The 14451-nt window shown below is 62.7% G+C and carries 12 protein-coding genes; 6 read left to right on the plus strand and 6 right to left on the minus strand.

Annotated features, from left to right (window positions below; translation table 11 throughout):
• Together QM716_RS20190 and QM716_RS20195 are read left to right on the plus strand one after the other, a co-directional pair.
• Entirely contained in the window at positions 1 to 1611 is a 1611-nt protein-coding gene (locus QM716_RS20190) for a signal peptidase I (RefSeq protein ID WP_283305861.1), read from the plus strand.
• The gene (locus QM716_RS20195; RefSeq protein ID WP_283305863.1) at positions 1611 to 2207 is read left to right on the plus strand and encodes an alternate-type signal peptide domain-containing protein; all 597 of its coding nucleotides are present in this window, start codon (positions 1611 to 1613) and stop codon (positions 2205 to 2207) included. Before QM716_RS20190 ends, QM716_RS20195 begins: the two co-directional genes overlap by 1 nt.
• A 58-nt stretch (positions 2208 to 2265) precedes the next feature.
• On the opposite strand, the gene QM716_RS20200 is transcribed toward QM716_RS20195, so the two are convergent.
• The 3 genes from QM716_RS20200 to QM716_RS20210 are packed head-to-tail and all read right to left on the minus strand — an operon-like array spanning position 2266 to position 4386.
• Positions 2266 to 3489 (minus strand): O-succinylhomoserine sulfhydrylase, encoded by a 1224-nt coding sequence (locus QM716_RS20200; protein WP_283305864.1) that lies wholly within the window; start codon positions 3487 to 3489, stop codon positions 2266 to 2268.
• The gene (locus QM716_RS20205; RefSeq protein ID WP_230816478.1) at positions 3486 to 3914 is read right to left on the minus strand and encodes a rhodanese-like domain-containing protein; all 429 of its coding nucleotides are present in this window, start codon (positions 3912 to 3914) and stop codon (positions 3486 to 3488) included. Before QM716_RS20205 ends, QM716_RS20200 begins: the two co-directional genes overlap by 4 nt.
• 46 nt (positions 3915 to 3960) lie before the next feature.
• Entirely contained in the window at positions 3961 to 4386 is a 426-nt protein-coding gene (locus tag QM716_RS20210) for an Rv0361 family membrane protein (RefSeq protein ID WP_283305865.1), read from the minus strand.
• 230 nt (positions 4387 to 4616) lie between these two features.
• On the opposite strand from QM716_RS20210, the gene QM716_RS20215 reads away from it, so the two are divergent.
• Complete coding sequence (locus QM716_RS20215; RefSeq protein ID WP_283305866.1) at positions 4617 to 6014, plus strand: FAD-dependent oxidoreductase; 1398 nt, start codon at positions 4617 to 4619, stop codon at positions 6012 to 6014.
• Positions 6015 to 6123: 109 nt separating this feature from the next.
• Positions 6124 to 6963 (plus strand): amidohydrolase family protein, encoded by an 840-nt coding sequence (locus tag QM716_RS20220; protein WP_283305867.1) that lies wholly within the window; start codon positions 6124 to 6126, stop codon positions 6961 to 6963.
• Here QM716_RS20220 and QM716_RS20225 read toward each other — a convergent pair.
• Genes QM716_RS20225 through QM716_RS20235 form a run of 3 tightly spaced genes read right to left on the minus strand, consistent with a single transcriptional unit; the run spans position 6867 to position 10127 of the window.
• Entirely contained in the window at positions 6867 to 7349 is a 483-nt protein-coding gene (locus tag QM716_RS20225) for a DUF456 domain-containing protein (protein WP_283305868.1), read from the minus strand. The genes QM716_RS20220 and QM716_RS20225 overlap by 97 nt on opposite strands.
• On the minus strand, positions 7346 to 8581 hold the full coding sequence (gene purT / locus QM716_RS20230; protein WP_283305869.1) for a formate-dependent phosphoribosylglycinamide formyltransferase: 1236 nt from the start codon (positions 8579 to 8581) through the stop codon (positions 7346 to 7348). The genes QM716_RS20225 and purT overlap by 4 nt, the downstream gene beginning before the upstream one ends.
• A gap of 40 nt (positions 8582 to 8621) precedes the next feature.
• Positions 8622 to 10127, minus strand: coding sequence for a sensor domain-containing diguanylate cyclase (locus QM716_RS20235; RefSeq protein ID WP_283305870.1), 1506 nt, complete (start codon positions 10125 to 10127; stop codon positions 8622 to 8624).
• 534 nt (positions 10128 to 10661) lie between these two features.
• Here QM716_RS20235 and QM716_RS20240 point away from each other — a divergent pair.
• Positions 10662 to 12395 carry an ABC transporter ATP-binding protein gene (locus QM716_RS20240; RefSeq protein WP_283305871.1) on the plus strand — a complete coding sequence of 578 codons (1734 nt, stop codon included), beginning with the start codon at positions 10662 to 10664 and terminating at the stop codon, positions 12393 to 12395.
• On the plus strand, positions 12392 to 14449 hold the full coding sequence (locus QM716_RS20245; RefSeq protein ID WP_283305872.1) for an ABC transporter ATP-binding protein: 2058 nt from the start codon (positions 12392 to 12394) through the stop codon (positions 14447 to 14449). Before QM716_RS20240 ends, QM716_RS20245 begins: the two co-directional genes overlap by 4 nt.
• The last annotated feature ends 2 nt before the right edge of the window (positions 14450 to 14451 follow it).

The raw sequence follows: 14451 nt of genomic DNA on the forward strand, positions 1-14451 counted from the left end.
ATGTTTGAACATCCGAAGGACTCAAAGGCGCCCGCAATCGGTCGTCGTGTCAAAGAGCTGGCACTTACGCTCGGAGCTCTCGCCGGGCTGGTATCGATCCTGCTATTTGTCGTCGGCCTGGCGTTCGGCGTCACTCCCCTCATCTTCCGCAGCGGTTCCATGTCACCGGCGATCGAGACCGGTGCTCTTGCGCTGTCACGGACCGTGCCGGCATCTCAAGTTCAGGTCGGCGACATAGTCAGCGTCTACGACATCCAAGGCAATCGGATCACTCACCGCGTCGAGGCAATCGAGCAGCAAGGTAACTCACTGGCGGTCGCGACCCTCCGCGGCGATGCGAACCCCGTGGCCGACCCCGACGCTTACGTGATCACCGAAGCCGATCGAGTCTTCTTCAGCATCGATCGACTTGGATACGTCGCAGCGTGGCTGTCCGGCCCCAGGGGCGCTGTCCTGGGTGCAATCGCCGTCGGTGGACTCCTCTACATCGCATTCCGTCCGCGAAAGAAGTCCGACGACTCCGACGGCTCGAGCACTCCCGATGTCGAAACAGTCCTCACCACAGTGGATCACACGCCCGAACCCAAGGCCGATTCCCGCGCCACGCGATCGATCGTCACACTCGCCGCCGTCGGATTGACGGTGATCGGCGCGTTGAACATCGGCGGTACGCAGGCCGCGTTCGTCGACTCCGCAACGGCGAATTCCATCCAATTCGGCACAGCGGCAAGTTTTTCCACGCCACCTGCGACAGTGTCATGCACGTCGAACATATCCACCGTGACTCTGAGTTGGCCTTCGACCGCAGGACAGACTTTCCGAATCATCGTGCGGAATGCAACGAATACGGGCCAGACGCCGTTTGTCAGAAACGTCACCGGCGGATCTACGACGCTGACACTTACCGACCTACCCAGCGGAGGGATCCTCCTGGCGAACACCAACTTCGACGTGGAGGTACACGGCCTTAACGGAACGACGGTGACTCCGGCCTACACGGGGTACCGCATCAGCAGTTCGACACTCTTCTTCTTCAGTACGATGGCCTGTGTATCCGGACCTACGAGCGGAACCACGGCCTCAGCTCTGGCTGCACGGTCTGCACTCGCTGCAGTGGCGCCGAATTCGTCTGCCGCCACGTCCACCACCACTCCGGTAAATACGACCACCTCTGAGGCGACGACAACGGCCCCAACGACCACCACGACTACGACCCCGGCCGCGGCAACCACCACGGCGCCGACAACCACCACTTCCACTACTTCGCCAACCACCACACCCCCGGCACCTACCACGACCAGCGTGCCGCCGATCACGACAACCCCTCCGAGCGAAGCCCCCATCGGTGCCCCGGTGACAACGACCGGCCTCAGTGCCCAGAAGCTCTCGACGGCCACTGGAACTGTTGTTTCCGTGTCGAATTCGTCAGGTACCGAGGTGTATCGAGGTCCCGTCGACAGCACTGCGGTACTGCATTGGCTGACTGGCTCCAATGAGCTGTACGTGATCACGACCTCGGGCGTCACCGTCATCGACACGTCGACTGGCATCTGGGCCGAATCGGCTGCCCCGAGCGAACTTCCGGACGAGATCAAAGCACTGGTGCCATGATGAAAAAGACAACGAAAGCTGCCATGGCAGTTGCCGCGGCCGGAGCCCTGCTACTGGGTGGTTCGGGCACTTTAGCCAAGTGGACGGACAGCGCGACGCTGACGAGTGCACCCGTCCAGTCCGGCACACTCGATCTGGGTCCTTGCGTAACCACGAACGGCGGCGGCTGGTTCTCACAGATTTACACCGGTTCGGGCAACAATCCGAACCCGCTCGTGCCCATCCCCGACATCACTACCTATCGACTCAAACCTGGGTTCAACTACACATATTTCTGTGATGCCACGGTGTTGGCTTCCGGTCCACGATTGAAAGCCAACGTCACGGTCGACAAGGCCAAGTTGAGTGGAGGACTCACGACTGCCAACGTCGCACTTCGGACCTCCGTCGTCGATCAGAACGCAAACGTGCTGTACGACAGCAGCGCATCAACACCCAACGTCGGGGTGGTCACCTCGGCATCGAACAACACTCGTCTGACGGCGCGGGTTCTGTTCACGATCTTCCCGGGCGACACGACCAGCTCGGGACTCACGCTGAATACGACAGCGCTGACGATCGATGTCAAACAATTGGGCCTGGCACCTGCGCCATAGGGCGCCCTGTCCCCTTAGGGCGCCCTGTCACCGCGCAGGAAAGGCCTCCCACGACGGGTCAGCCGAGAGCGCGTGCCAGATCAGCCAACAGATCGACTGTGTCCTCGAGTCCGACGGACAGACGCACGACGCCATCCGTAAGACCCACTGCTGCACGGCCTTCCGGACCCATGGCCCGGTGCGTCGTCGTGGCGGGATGGGTGATCAAGGACTTGGAGTCACCGAGGTTGTTGGAGATGTCGATCACGCGCAGGCCGTTGAGAACCTCGAATGCCCGCTTCTTGCCCTCACCGTCGGGGGCGTTGAGCTCGAACGTGACAACGGTTCCACCGCCGCTCATTTGAGACTTCGCGAGCTCGTGCTGCGGGTGCGAAGTCAGGTACGGGTACTTGACCCACTTGACGCCGGAGTGCCCTTCGAGGAATTCGGCGATCTCGAGGGCCGAAGCCACGGAGTGCCGAATGCGGACCGGCATTGTCTCGAGACCCTTGAGCAGCGTCCACGCGTTGAACGGACTGAGCGCAGGTCCGGTGTGCCGCATCAGCTCTCGAACGGGACCGCTGATGTACTCCTCGGTTCCGAGGATCGCGCCACCGAGCACGCGACCTTGACCGTCGATGTGCTTGGTACCGGAGTACACAACGACGTCGGCGCCCAGATCAAGGCTGCGCTGCAGCAGCGGTGTCGCAAAAACGTTGTCCAGCACTACCTTTGCCCCGGCTGCATGAGCAAGCTCCGACACCCGCCGAACGTCGACGAGGGACTGCATCGGGTTGGACGGCGTCTCGAAGAACACCGCCGTGGTGGGCACGGACAGCGCCTCTTCCCACTGCGCATTGTCCTCGCCGTCGACAAAGACGACCTCGACGCCCCAGCGCGGGAGGATCTCGTTGCACACCACGAAGCAGGATCCGAAGAGGCTGCGCGCCGCAACCAATCGGTCGCCGTTGCCCAACAGCGCACCCAACGCCGTGAAGACGGCCGACATTCCGCTGGCCGTCGCAAAGCAGGCTTCCGCGCCTTCGATCAGACGCAGACGCTCTTCGAACATCTTGACCGTCGGGTTGCCGTAGCGGGAGTAGACAAAATGATCCACCTCGCCGGTGAAGGCTTGTTCGGCGGCTTCTGCACTCTCGTAAACGAATCCGGAGTTGAGGAACAGCGCTTCGGACGTCTCCTCGAACCCGGTGCGCATCAGCCCACCGCGAACACCGAGAGTGCCGAGACCGACGTCGTCCGGCAGCGCTCGTTGAAATGCGCCACCCTGGGGAATTCCGCTCACTGCTGCCTCCATGGCAGACCGATGGCCCGCCAACCTACAAGTCCGCGATGTCCGTCGGCACCCAAAGCGCCTTCGAACCCGTCGAGCACGTTGAACGACGGGCCGATGCCCGCCGCAGTCGCAGCTTCCGCCGCACCGATGGAACGCTGCCCGGATCGACACAGGAAGATCACCGGACGCTCCGACCCGGAGGAATCGGCAGTGATGCCGGCTTCCTTCAACTGGTCGACGAAGTTGTCATTGCGCGCACCGGTCGGGTGGCTCACCCATTCGATCAGTGCGGCCTGCTTCCCGAGGGACGAGACATCGGGGACACCGACGTACTTCCACTCTGCATCGGTCCGCACGTCGACCAGCACGGCGTCGGGGTTTTCGCGGAGCAGCTCCCAGGCTTGCTCCGGCGTCAGATCGCCTGCGTAACTCACGTAGTCCATGTTTTCACAAGAGCGCCGTGAGCGCCTGAGCGGGCCGTCAGTTACAGACGACCCAGCGGTTGCCGTCACGGGTCAGTGCCCAGGTCGAGACTCGATCGCCCGCTCCGCCGCCGGTGATCGCCACGTCGGCCCGGGCGCGATCGCCGTTGACCTCGACCTTGTCCACACCTTTGATTTCGACGGTTCCGTCCACGCCTGCCAGCGGACCAGTGCTCGAATTGAAGCTCGCGCAGGTCAGGGTCTTGATTGTCTCCGCATCATCTCGGTTCTCGGCATCGACGTAGTCGGTGACGGAACGGCTCACACGGTCGGACTCGGTGACGTTTTCCTCGGCCGGCGAAATCCACGACGCGACAAAGATTCCACCCAGAATCAAGGCGACGATGGCGACAGCCAAGAGGAACGGCCCCGCAGACGCCTTCTTGCCATCGATGTTGTCGGATTCGCGAAGCTCGTCACTCATATGGCCAATACTCCCCCACAACTTGAAATTGTGGCCCGTCAAGGATCAGGCCCCTACCCCGAATACCCGAGACAACGGGAGAATGGGAAGAAAGAATAGGTTTACCCACAACCGATCGAGTGAGAGTGTGGATCCGTTCGGCCGCAACCGAGGCACTGTGCTTAGGTTCGGCTAAATTGGATACTTGTCGATATGTTGTCCGAACTTCGAAGAAGGTAGCTGTCCTCACGATGACTGACTCCAACCGCCCACTCCGGGTCGCGATCGTCGGCGCCGGCCCCGCCGGCATCTACGCCGCCGACGCCCTCATGAAATCCGACACCGCAGTTTCAGGCCGCGGCGTCAGCATCGACCTCTTCGAGCGCATGCCCGCTCCCTTCGGCCTGATTCGCTACGGCGTCGCGCCCGATCATCCGCGCATCAAGGGCATCATCACCGCCCTCCACAAGGTGCTCGACAAGCCTCAGGTACGCCTGCTCGGCAACATCGACTACGGCACCGACATCACCCTCGACGACCTGCAGTCGTTCTACGACGCGGTCGTCTTCTCCACCGGCGCCAACGCCGACCGCGCGCTCGGCATCCCGGGTATCGAACTCGACGGCAGCTACGGCGCGGCCGACTTCGTCTCCTGGTACGACGGCCACCCCGACGTCCCGCGTGCGTGGCCACTCGAAGCCGAGAAGGTCGCCGTCCTCGGCGTGGGCAACGTTGCACTGGACATCGCCCGCGTCCTCGCGAAGACGGGCGACGAGCTGCTGCCGACCGAGATCCCCGCCAACGTCTACGAGGGCCTCAAGAACAACAAGGCCGTCGAGGTTCACGTCTTCGGACGCCGCGGTCCGGCCCAGGCCAAGTTCACGCCTCTCGAACTGCGCGAACTCGACCACTCGCCGACCATCGAGGTCATCGTCGACCCCGAGGACATCGACTACGACGAGGGCTCCGAGCATGCTCGCCGCAACTCCAAGCAGGTCGACATGGTTGCGAACACCCTGCAGGACTGGGCAATTCGCGACGTCGGCGCCCGTCCCCACAAGCTGTTCCTGCACTTCTTCGAATCTCCTACCGAGATCCTCGGCGAAGACGGCAAGGTCGTCGGCCTGCGCACCGAGCGCACCCAGCTCGACGGCACCGGCAACGTCAAGGGCACCGGCACGTACAAGGACTGGGATGTCCAGGCCGTGTACCGCGCCGTCGGTTACCTCTCGCAGAACGTCACGCAGCTGCCGTTCGACGACCAGGCAGGCACCGTTCCCAATGACGCCGGTCGCGTTGTCGCCGACGACAACGCCGAAGGCGCGGCCCGGTTCATGCCGGCCACGTACGTCACCGGCTGGATCAAGCGCGGCCCCGTCGGCCTCATCGGCCACACCAAGGGTGACGCCAACGAAACCGTCGCGAATCTCCTCGAGGATTCCGTCAACTTCGCCGGCGCCGCGAATCCCGACGAGAACGCCGTCATCGAGTTCCTCGAAGGCAAGCAGGTGCCGTACACGACCTGGCAGGGCTGGTACCGCCTCGACGCCCATGAGCGCAGCCTGGGTGAGCCCGAGGGCCGCGAGCGCATCAAGGTTGTCGAGCGTCACGACATGCTGAAGGCTTCCGAGCCCGACCGCACCAACTGAGCGCACAAAAGTAACTGAACAGTAGCCATCTACCGGCCCGACGCGACCCAAGTCACATCGGGCCGGTGGTGTGTGCAGGCACCCAGGGCAACAGGGCAAAATAGACTTCGTGTTTGACGCCCATGTGCATATCATCGACCCGCGCTTCCCGCTGGTCGAGAATCACGGGTACCTGCCTGCGCCCTTCACCGTGGCCGATTACCGGGCGCGAGTTGCCTCGCTGAAGGGCTTGAGTGTGGACGGCGGAGCGGTGGTGACGGCGTCGTACCAGGGCAATGACCAGGAATACCTGAAAGCCGCGCTGTCCGAACTGGGCGAAGGCTGGGTAGGCGTCACTGCTTTGCCACTCGATGCGACGGACGAAGACATCGTTGCTCTGGACGCGTTGGGAGTGCGCGCCGTCCGGTTCAACCTGCGCCGCGGCGCCACCGACCTGCGTCTGCTCGCCGATCTCGCCAACCGCGCATTCGATCTGGTCGGCTGGCACGCCGAGTTCTACGTCGATGCCACACTGTTGCTGTCGCTGGAACCTGTTTTCGCCAAATTGCCTGCGGTGAGCATCGACCACTTGGGAATGTCGACCCGCGGACTGCCGTATCTCCTCAACCTCGTCGACCGCGGGGTACGCGTCAAAGCCACCGGGTTCGGCCGCACCACCATCTCCGACGTCGGCGACGTTCTGCGACAGATCCACGCGGTCAACCCCGCTGCGCTGATGTTCGGCACCGACTTACCCGGCACACGGGCACGTCGAGCTTTCGAGGTCCACGATCTGGACGTGATCGCCGAAGCGGTCGGCGACGACCTGTCCGCGGTCATGGGCGACAACGCCCGCTCCTGGTACCGGCGCGGTCAGGTGAATGCGACGGCGCCCAGCCACAGCCCCGCCGCGATCAGTGCTCCGAACAGTTCCACCAGCATGGACAATCCGACCGCCTTCACCGCGTGAAGCGTCGACACCCAGGCGATGTCGTAGCGGCGAAGTCGCGCTAGTTCGGCGAAGTACGTTCCGACGATGAATCCCAGGAACAACCCCACCACCGGGATCACGAAGAACCCGATGATGCCGACGACGCCGCCGACCACCACCGACAGGTTGGGTACTCCCCCGGACTTCATCCGCTTGCCGGGCCACGTGTACTTCACGATCCCGGTCACAACCAGCGCCAACGTGGACAGTGCGAACACCGTCCACGCCGTCGCGCCACCGGTCATGATCGCCCACACCAGAATTGCGCCGAAAACGAGGAGTGTCCCCGGGAGGATCGGAACGACGACTCCGATCAAGCCGACCAGGATGACCAGCCCGACGAGGATCTCGGCCGCTGGACTCATCCGACCGGACGCACCTTCGACGCGGCTTCGCGGGCACGGGCGCGTGCAGTCGGGACATCGGTGGCCGTCGACACGGCAACACCCATGCGACGACGCGTGAAGCTCTCCGGCTTGCCGAAGAGCCGCAGATCCGTCTCGGGAACCTCGAGAGCCTCTGCGACGCCGTCGAATCCGATTCCCTTTGCCTCAGTGCCGCCGTAGATCACCGCCGACGCTCCTGGAGCCGTGAGTGTCGTGTCGACCGGCAAGCCCAGGATCGCGCGGGCATGCAGTTCGAACTCGGAAAGTCGCTGCGTACGCAGAGTCACCAATCCGGTGTCATGCGGACGTGGGCTCACTTCGGAGAAGAAGACGTCGTCGCCCTTCACGAAAAGTTCGACGCCGAAGATACCTCGCCCGCCCAAAGCCGTGGTCACCTTCTCGGCGACGTCTCGGGCCGATGCGAGGGCAACCGCGGACATCTGCTGCGGCTGCCACGATTCGATGTAGTCGCCGGCCTCCTGCAGGTGCCCGATCGGCTCGCAGAACGACGTCTCGACCTCACCGCTCTCACCGACGGCGCGAACCGTCAATTGGGTTATCTCGTAATCGAAATCGACAAAACCCTCGACGATCACCCGGCCATGATTCACACGACCTCCGGCCATCGCGTAATCCCATGCGGCGTCGAGATCTTCGGCGGATCGAACCGTCGACTGTCCTTTCCCCGACGAGGACATGACGGGCTTGACGACGCACGGGAAACCGATCCGGTCTGTCGCTGCCTGTACTTCGGCAAGCGAGTCCGCGAAAGCGTACGGCGAAGTGGGCAGACCCAACTCTTCGGCTGCGAGTCGGCGGATTCCCTCACGATTCATCGTGAGCTGAGTGGCCCGGGCAGTGGGAATGACCACTGCGCCTCCGCGCTCTTCGACAAGTGCAAGCGCATCCGTCGCGATGGCCTCGATCTCGGGAACCACGAAGTGGGGCTTTTCCAACTCGATGACGGCAAGCAGCGCTTGCGGATCGGTCATGTCGACGGTATGAGCACGATGAGCCACCTGGTGCCCAGGGGCGTCGGGATACCGATCCACCGCAATCACTTCCACGCCCAGACGCTGCAACGCGATGACAACTTCCTTACCCAACTCGCCTGATCCCAACATCATCACGCGGATGGAGTTCTCGGTCAGTGGAGTCCCGAATCGGAGTGGAAGCGTCGGCAGGTGCGAAGGCGTCGAATCAAGCTGCATGGGTGCGACTATATGCCAATCCCGATGCAGGTCAGCGCAGTTATCGACCGTCCACCACACCTTCGCGGTCAAAACCTCGCCTGATCGTTCGTGGTACGGCAGGCTTGCGATAGGTGCGGGTGACCGTCTCCGGCTCGGAATTCTGTTGCGGCAACGCATCGTTGCCGACCTGGCGCACTTTCACAAGGTTGCGCCCGGCGCGCTTGGCGTCGTACAGAGCCTCGTCCGCGACACTCATGAGGGTGGTCAACGTCGGCGTCGCATGATCGACCCACGCGACTCCGACACTGACGGTGCTCGTCACATCTGATTCGGCGGAGTACTCGACTTGTGCGCCGCGGACGGCCTCGGCGACGTCGACTGCTCGCGTGAAGCTGCAGTCCGGAAGCAGAATGGCGAACTCCTCGCCGCCGAGCCTTCCGATCAGATCGCCGTCGGACAATCGGGCAGCGGCCCGTTCGGCGAAGTTCGCGAGAACACTGTCACCGGTCATATGTCCGTGAGTGTCGTTGATGCTCTTGAAGTGGTCCAGGTCGAGCATCAGCAGGCCGACCGGGGACTGTGCGCGGGCCGCGTCGGCAAGTTCCGATTCCGCGTGTCCGAGAAAGGCACCGCGCGAGAGGACCCCGGTCAAATGGTCGAATTCCACCGCGAGAAATAGTTCGCGCTCGGCAGCACGACGTTCCTCGGTCGCACAGGCCACCGCGATCGGCCCCAACGCGATCAACGTGACCGCAATGGACGTGATGACGTCCTCGTTCCAGCTCGAGGTGCCCTGGTCCCCGATATCGAGTCGACCGCTACCCGCCATCATGAGTGACCACACCGACCAGACCACGGAAACGAAGGCAGTGCTCGGGACCGAGATACGAGTGGCACACCAGAGGAGAGCTGGAATCGGCAGGACCAGCGCGATCGGCCCTTCGATGTTGAGGGCGATCGGCACGCAGGCTGCAGTCGCGAGCAGGGGCACGCTCATTGTGGCGACGGTTTTGACAGTCAGTGTGCGGCGGAACTCGGCAAGGCTCGCGGGGATCGTGAAAGTGAGGATGAGGGGTAGAACCAGCAGGTACGCCATCACCTCGGTACTGCCCCAGTGCACAAAGGTGTCGGTGAACGACTGCCCGCGCAGCACTCGATCCAAGGCTCCCGCTGTGGCTGCGGTGCCCGTCGCCGCCGCGAACGAGACGAAGACCATCCACATCAGCGACTGCGAATCGACCAATCGGAACGGAGTGCGCTTCAAGTAGTGCAGAACAAGGACTCCGACCGTCACTCCGGCGAGATTCGCCCCGTTCAACTGCAACGCGAGCGGCAGGGAGTTGCCGGTTACCAGGTCAGCGCAGACGTATCCGACCGCCGCGGCGATCCACGTCGGCCACTCGATCAGAACCGGCCACCTGACCATCATTCCCAGCAGCAGAGCGTTCGCGCACCAGAACGTCGCGAGCAAGCCTGGTGGGCGCGTGAGGATGCCGATCAGCGAAGCCGCAAGCACAACGGACAGCACGAGGAGAAGACGCAGTAAGCGACTTGTCCTAACCATGTGTCACCTCGCGGTCTGCTACCTCTGAAAACAGGAGCACTGGACGTCGCGACACGTTTGCATGCCGTCGACGGTATGTCGATGTCGTCGATCCATCGTACGCAGGTGCGCCCACCCGCTGGCCTTCGTTCAATCGCCGAAAACACCAACTACGAAAGCCCCGCAAATACGGGTGCCCTCCGACCACGAGAGTGGACAGAGGGCACCTGCAACGCACTTCGAAGTGCAGAGCCGAATGGATCTGCCGGAAAGGAATGACTATTCGGCGGATCCGCTGGAGCGACCTGAAAGAGAGCTGGTGGACGAGCCCTCGCCCTCCTGTATGTGAGGTGGTGTGATGTTCCAGCGCCAGACCGGCCGCAGGCGGTGACCGGAAACCAACCTCAAACTCAAGCGTGTTTGACATCACAGTAAATCGGGACAAAAGGACGCAATCGTCAGAGTCGGTGCCAACCCCGACCGCGATCTGTCATACCGTGTGCGTGTGATCAATCGCGAACGAGCGGCAACCCACGCAACTCACCGGGAACCGTCGTGTTAGCAAAACTCCTCAAGGCGTACCTGCCGCCGTACCGCTGGTTGCTTGCCGGAGTCCTCGCACTTCAACTCTTCGGGGCTATCGCGTCGTTGGTCCTCCCCACGCTCAACGCGCGGATCATCGACGACGGCGTCGCCCGCGGCGACACCGGATTCATCATGTCCACCGGCGGGATCATGCTTCTGGTCTCGCTTGCGTCGATCATCGCGTCGGTCGCATCGACCTATCTGGCCGCAAAATCGTCGATGGGCTTCGGCCACGACGTTCGAGGCGCCTTCTACAAGGCCGTCGGCGGTTTCTCGGATCGCGAATTCAACAGTTTCGGTGCGCCGACGCTGATCACACGAAACACCAACGACGTCCTGCAGATCCAGGCCCTGGTCATGCTGACGTCGTCGATGCTCGTCAGTGCCCCACTGATGTGTATCGGCGGCATCATCATGGCGCTGCGCGAGAACCTGCAGATGTCCTGGCTCCTGACGATTTCGGTACCACTGCTCGGCATCACCGTCTCGGTCGTGGTCGCCAAGCTGATCCCTCACTTCCGGACGATGCAGACGCGGATCGACAACATCAATCGATCACTGCGCGAACAGCTCACCGGTATGCGTGTCATTCGCGCCTTCGTTCGCGAACCTGACGAGACGATCCGCTTCGACAAAGCCAACAAAGAACTGACCGACACGGCACTCCTCATCGGTCGGTACCAGGCGATTCTGCTGCCCACCGTCATGTTGATCGCCAACCTGTCGAGCGTCGCGGTGCTGTGGTTCGGCGCGCATCTGGTCGACACCGGAGACATGCAGATCGGTCAGATCAGCGCCTTCCTCGCCTACGTCATGCAGATCCTGATGTCGGTGGTCATGGCAACCATGTTGGCCGTCGTGATTCCGCGCGCGGCCGTGTGCGCCGACCGCATCACCGAGGTGCTCGACACCGAGCCGACCGTGCCTGCGCCCGCCCAACCCCTGCGCCCGACCAGTCCCTATGGTGTTGTCGAGTTCGGTGGAGCCGGATTCACGTATCCGGGAGCAGAAACGCCGGTCCTGTCGAATGTTTCGATGCGATGCATGCCAGGCACGGTCACCGCGATCGTGGGAAGTACCGGTAGTGGCAAATCGACCCTCGTCTCACTTATCCCCCGACTCTTCGACGTCACCGCAGGCGCTGTCCTGGTCGACGGCTTGGACGTCCGCGGCTGGGATCAGGACGAACTCTTCGCCAACTTCGGATACGTGCCTCAGAAGGCGTACCTGTTCGCCGGCACGATCGCGAGCAATATCCGCTACGGAAACCCGACGGCCACCGACGACGACATCTGGGCAGCCCTCGCCATAGCCCAGGCAGACGACTTCGTCCGGGAACTGTCCGACGGTCTCGAGTCACCCATCGCCCAGGGCGGCGGCAATCTCTCGGGCGGACAAAGACAACGTCTCGCCATCGCCAGAGCTGTGGTCCGCCGACCCCGGATCTTCGTGTTCGACGATTCGTTCTCCGCACTCGACATGCACACCGACGCTGCAGTCCGGCGCGAACTTCGTACCGTCTCGACGCATTCGACTGTCATCATCGTCGCGCAACGCGTCGCGTCCATCATCGATGCCGACCAGATCATGGTCCTCGAGGACGGCGCTCCTGTCGGCCTCGGCGACCATCAGTTCCTCCTGGCGAACTGTCCGACCTACCAGGAGATCGTGGCTTCCCAGATTCCCGCGGAGATGAGCGCATGACCAGCCCGCAGGACCCGACATGGGGCAGTCCCAACAGCCAGTACTTCGACGATGCGCCGACCGTAGTGTTCGCCAAGATCCCGAGCGAACCGGAATCCGCAGACGGCGAGGCGAAGTCGAGTAATCCCGACAAAGAGCCGAAGCCCGCGCTGACCGCGACGGACACCAAGCCACGCCACTTCAAGGCGACGATGAAGCGGCTTCTCTCGCTTCTGCAGCCACACAAGTTTGCAGTCTGCTGTGTCGTCGTTGCGACGATCGCCAGCATCGCACTCTCCGTCGCGGTGCCGAAGATCCTCGGTCACGCGACAGACCTCATCTTCGCCGGGTTCATCGGCAAGAGCCTGCCGGCCGGACTGACCCGCGAGCAGGCCGCAGACGCCATCCGGGCATCAGGAAATTCGACGTTCGCCGACCTCGTCGCCAACTCGACCGACGTCGTACCCGGTGTAGGTCTGAACTTCGACGCCATCGGCAAGGTCGTCATGCTCGCGATCGGCGTGTACTTGCTCTCGTCGCTGCTGGCCTGGTTGGAAGCATTCCTCCTCAACATCATCGTCCAGAAGACCATCTACAACCTGCGTGCCTCGGTCGAGGCGAAGCTTCATCGCCTGCCCCTTCCGTACTTCGACAAGACACCGCGCGGCGAGATCCTCAGCCGCGTCACCAACGACATCGACAACATCTCGTCGACGTTGTCGTCGACGTTGACCTCGCTCCTGACGTCGGTACTCACTGTCCTCGGTGTCCTGACGATGATGTTCGTCATTTCTCCGATGCTCGCCCTGATCGCGCTGATCGCCGTGCCGGTATCGGTACTGCTCGTTGCCAGGGTCGCCAAACGCGCACAGGTGTTGTACAAGGCCCAGTGGGCTGAGACGGGCAAGATCAACGCACAGATCGAGGAGAACTACAGCGGTCGCGATCTGGTTCGCGTGTACGGGCATCAGGCCGAAGCCGAGCGTGAATTCGCCGCGCAGAACAAGAAGCTGCTCGACGCGTCCTTCGGCGCACAGTTTCTCTCCAGCCTGATCATGCCGGTCATGAACTTCGTCGGAAACATCACCTACGTGCTGCTCGCGGTGGTCGGCGCGCTCAAGGTCGCCAGCGGCAACATGTCGCTCGGTGACGTTCAGGCGTTCATCGTCTACTCACGCCAGTTCAGTCAGCCGCTCACGCAGATCGCGTCCATGTCGACGAGTCTGCAGTCCGGAGCAGCCTCAGCCGAGCGGGTTTTCGAGCTTCTCGACGAGCCCGAGCAGAAACCCGACATCGACGTGCCGCTACTCCCCGAGCCTGCCGGACGCCATCGCAACGTCGGTCACATCGAGTTCGAGAACGTCTCGTTCCGTTACCAGCCGGACAAGCCTCTGATCGAGAACGTGTACCTGACGGCTCGGCCCGGGCAGATGGTCGCCATCGTCGGACCTACCGGCGCCGGCAAGACCACCCTGGTCAACCTGCTCATGCGCTTCTACGAAGTCGACTCGGGCCGAATCACTCTCGACGACGTCGACATCTCGCAGATGCGTCGCGCAGACCTGCGCAAGCACGTCGGCATGGTTCTGCAGGACACGTGGCTCTTCGGCGGCACGATCCGCGACAACATCGCCTACGGCCGACTCGACGCCAGCGAATACGAGATCCACGAAGCAGCACGCGCAGCCTTCGTCGACCGCTTCATCCACACGCTCCCGAACGGGTACGACACCGTGCTGGACGAGGAGGCGTCGAACATCAGCTCCGGAGAGAAGCAGCTCATCACGATTGCCCGCGCCTTCCTGTCGGAGCCGTCGCTGCTGATCCTCGACGAGGCGACCAGCTCGGTCGACACACGTACGGAACAACTTGTGCAGCAAGCAATGTCCGCGTTGCGCGTCGGGCGTACCAGCTTCATCATCGCGCACCGACTGTCCACCATCCGCAACGCCGATCTGATCGTCGTGATGGAGGCGGGCAAGATCGTCGAGCAGGGCACACACGACGAACTCATCGCAGCAGCGGGCGCGTACTTCCGTCTCTACAACGCCCAGTTCGAGGGTGCCGCCGTCTAGTG

Source organism: Rhodococcus sp. IEGM 1409, assembly GCF_030056735.1.
In the GTDB taxonomy this organism is placed as follows: Bacteria; Actinomycetota; Actinomycetes; order Mycobacteriales; family Mycobacteriaceae; genus Rhodococcus_F.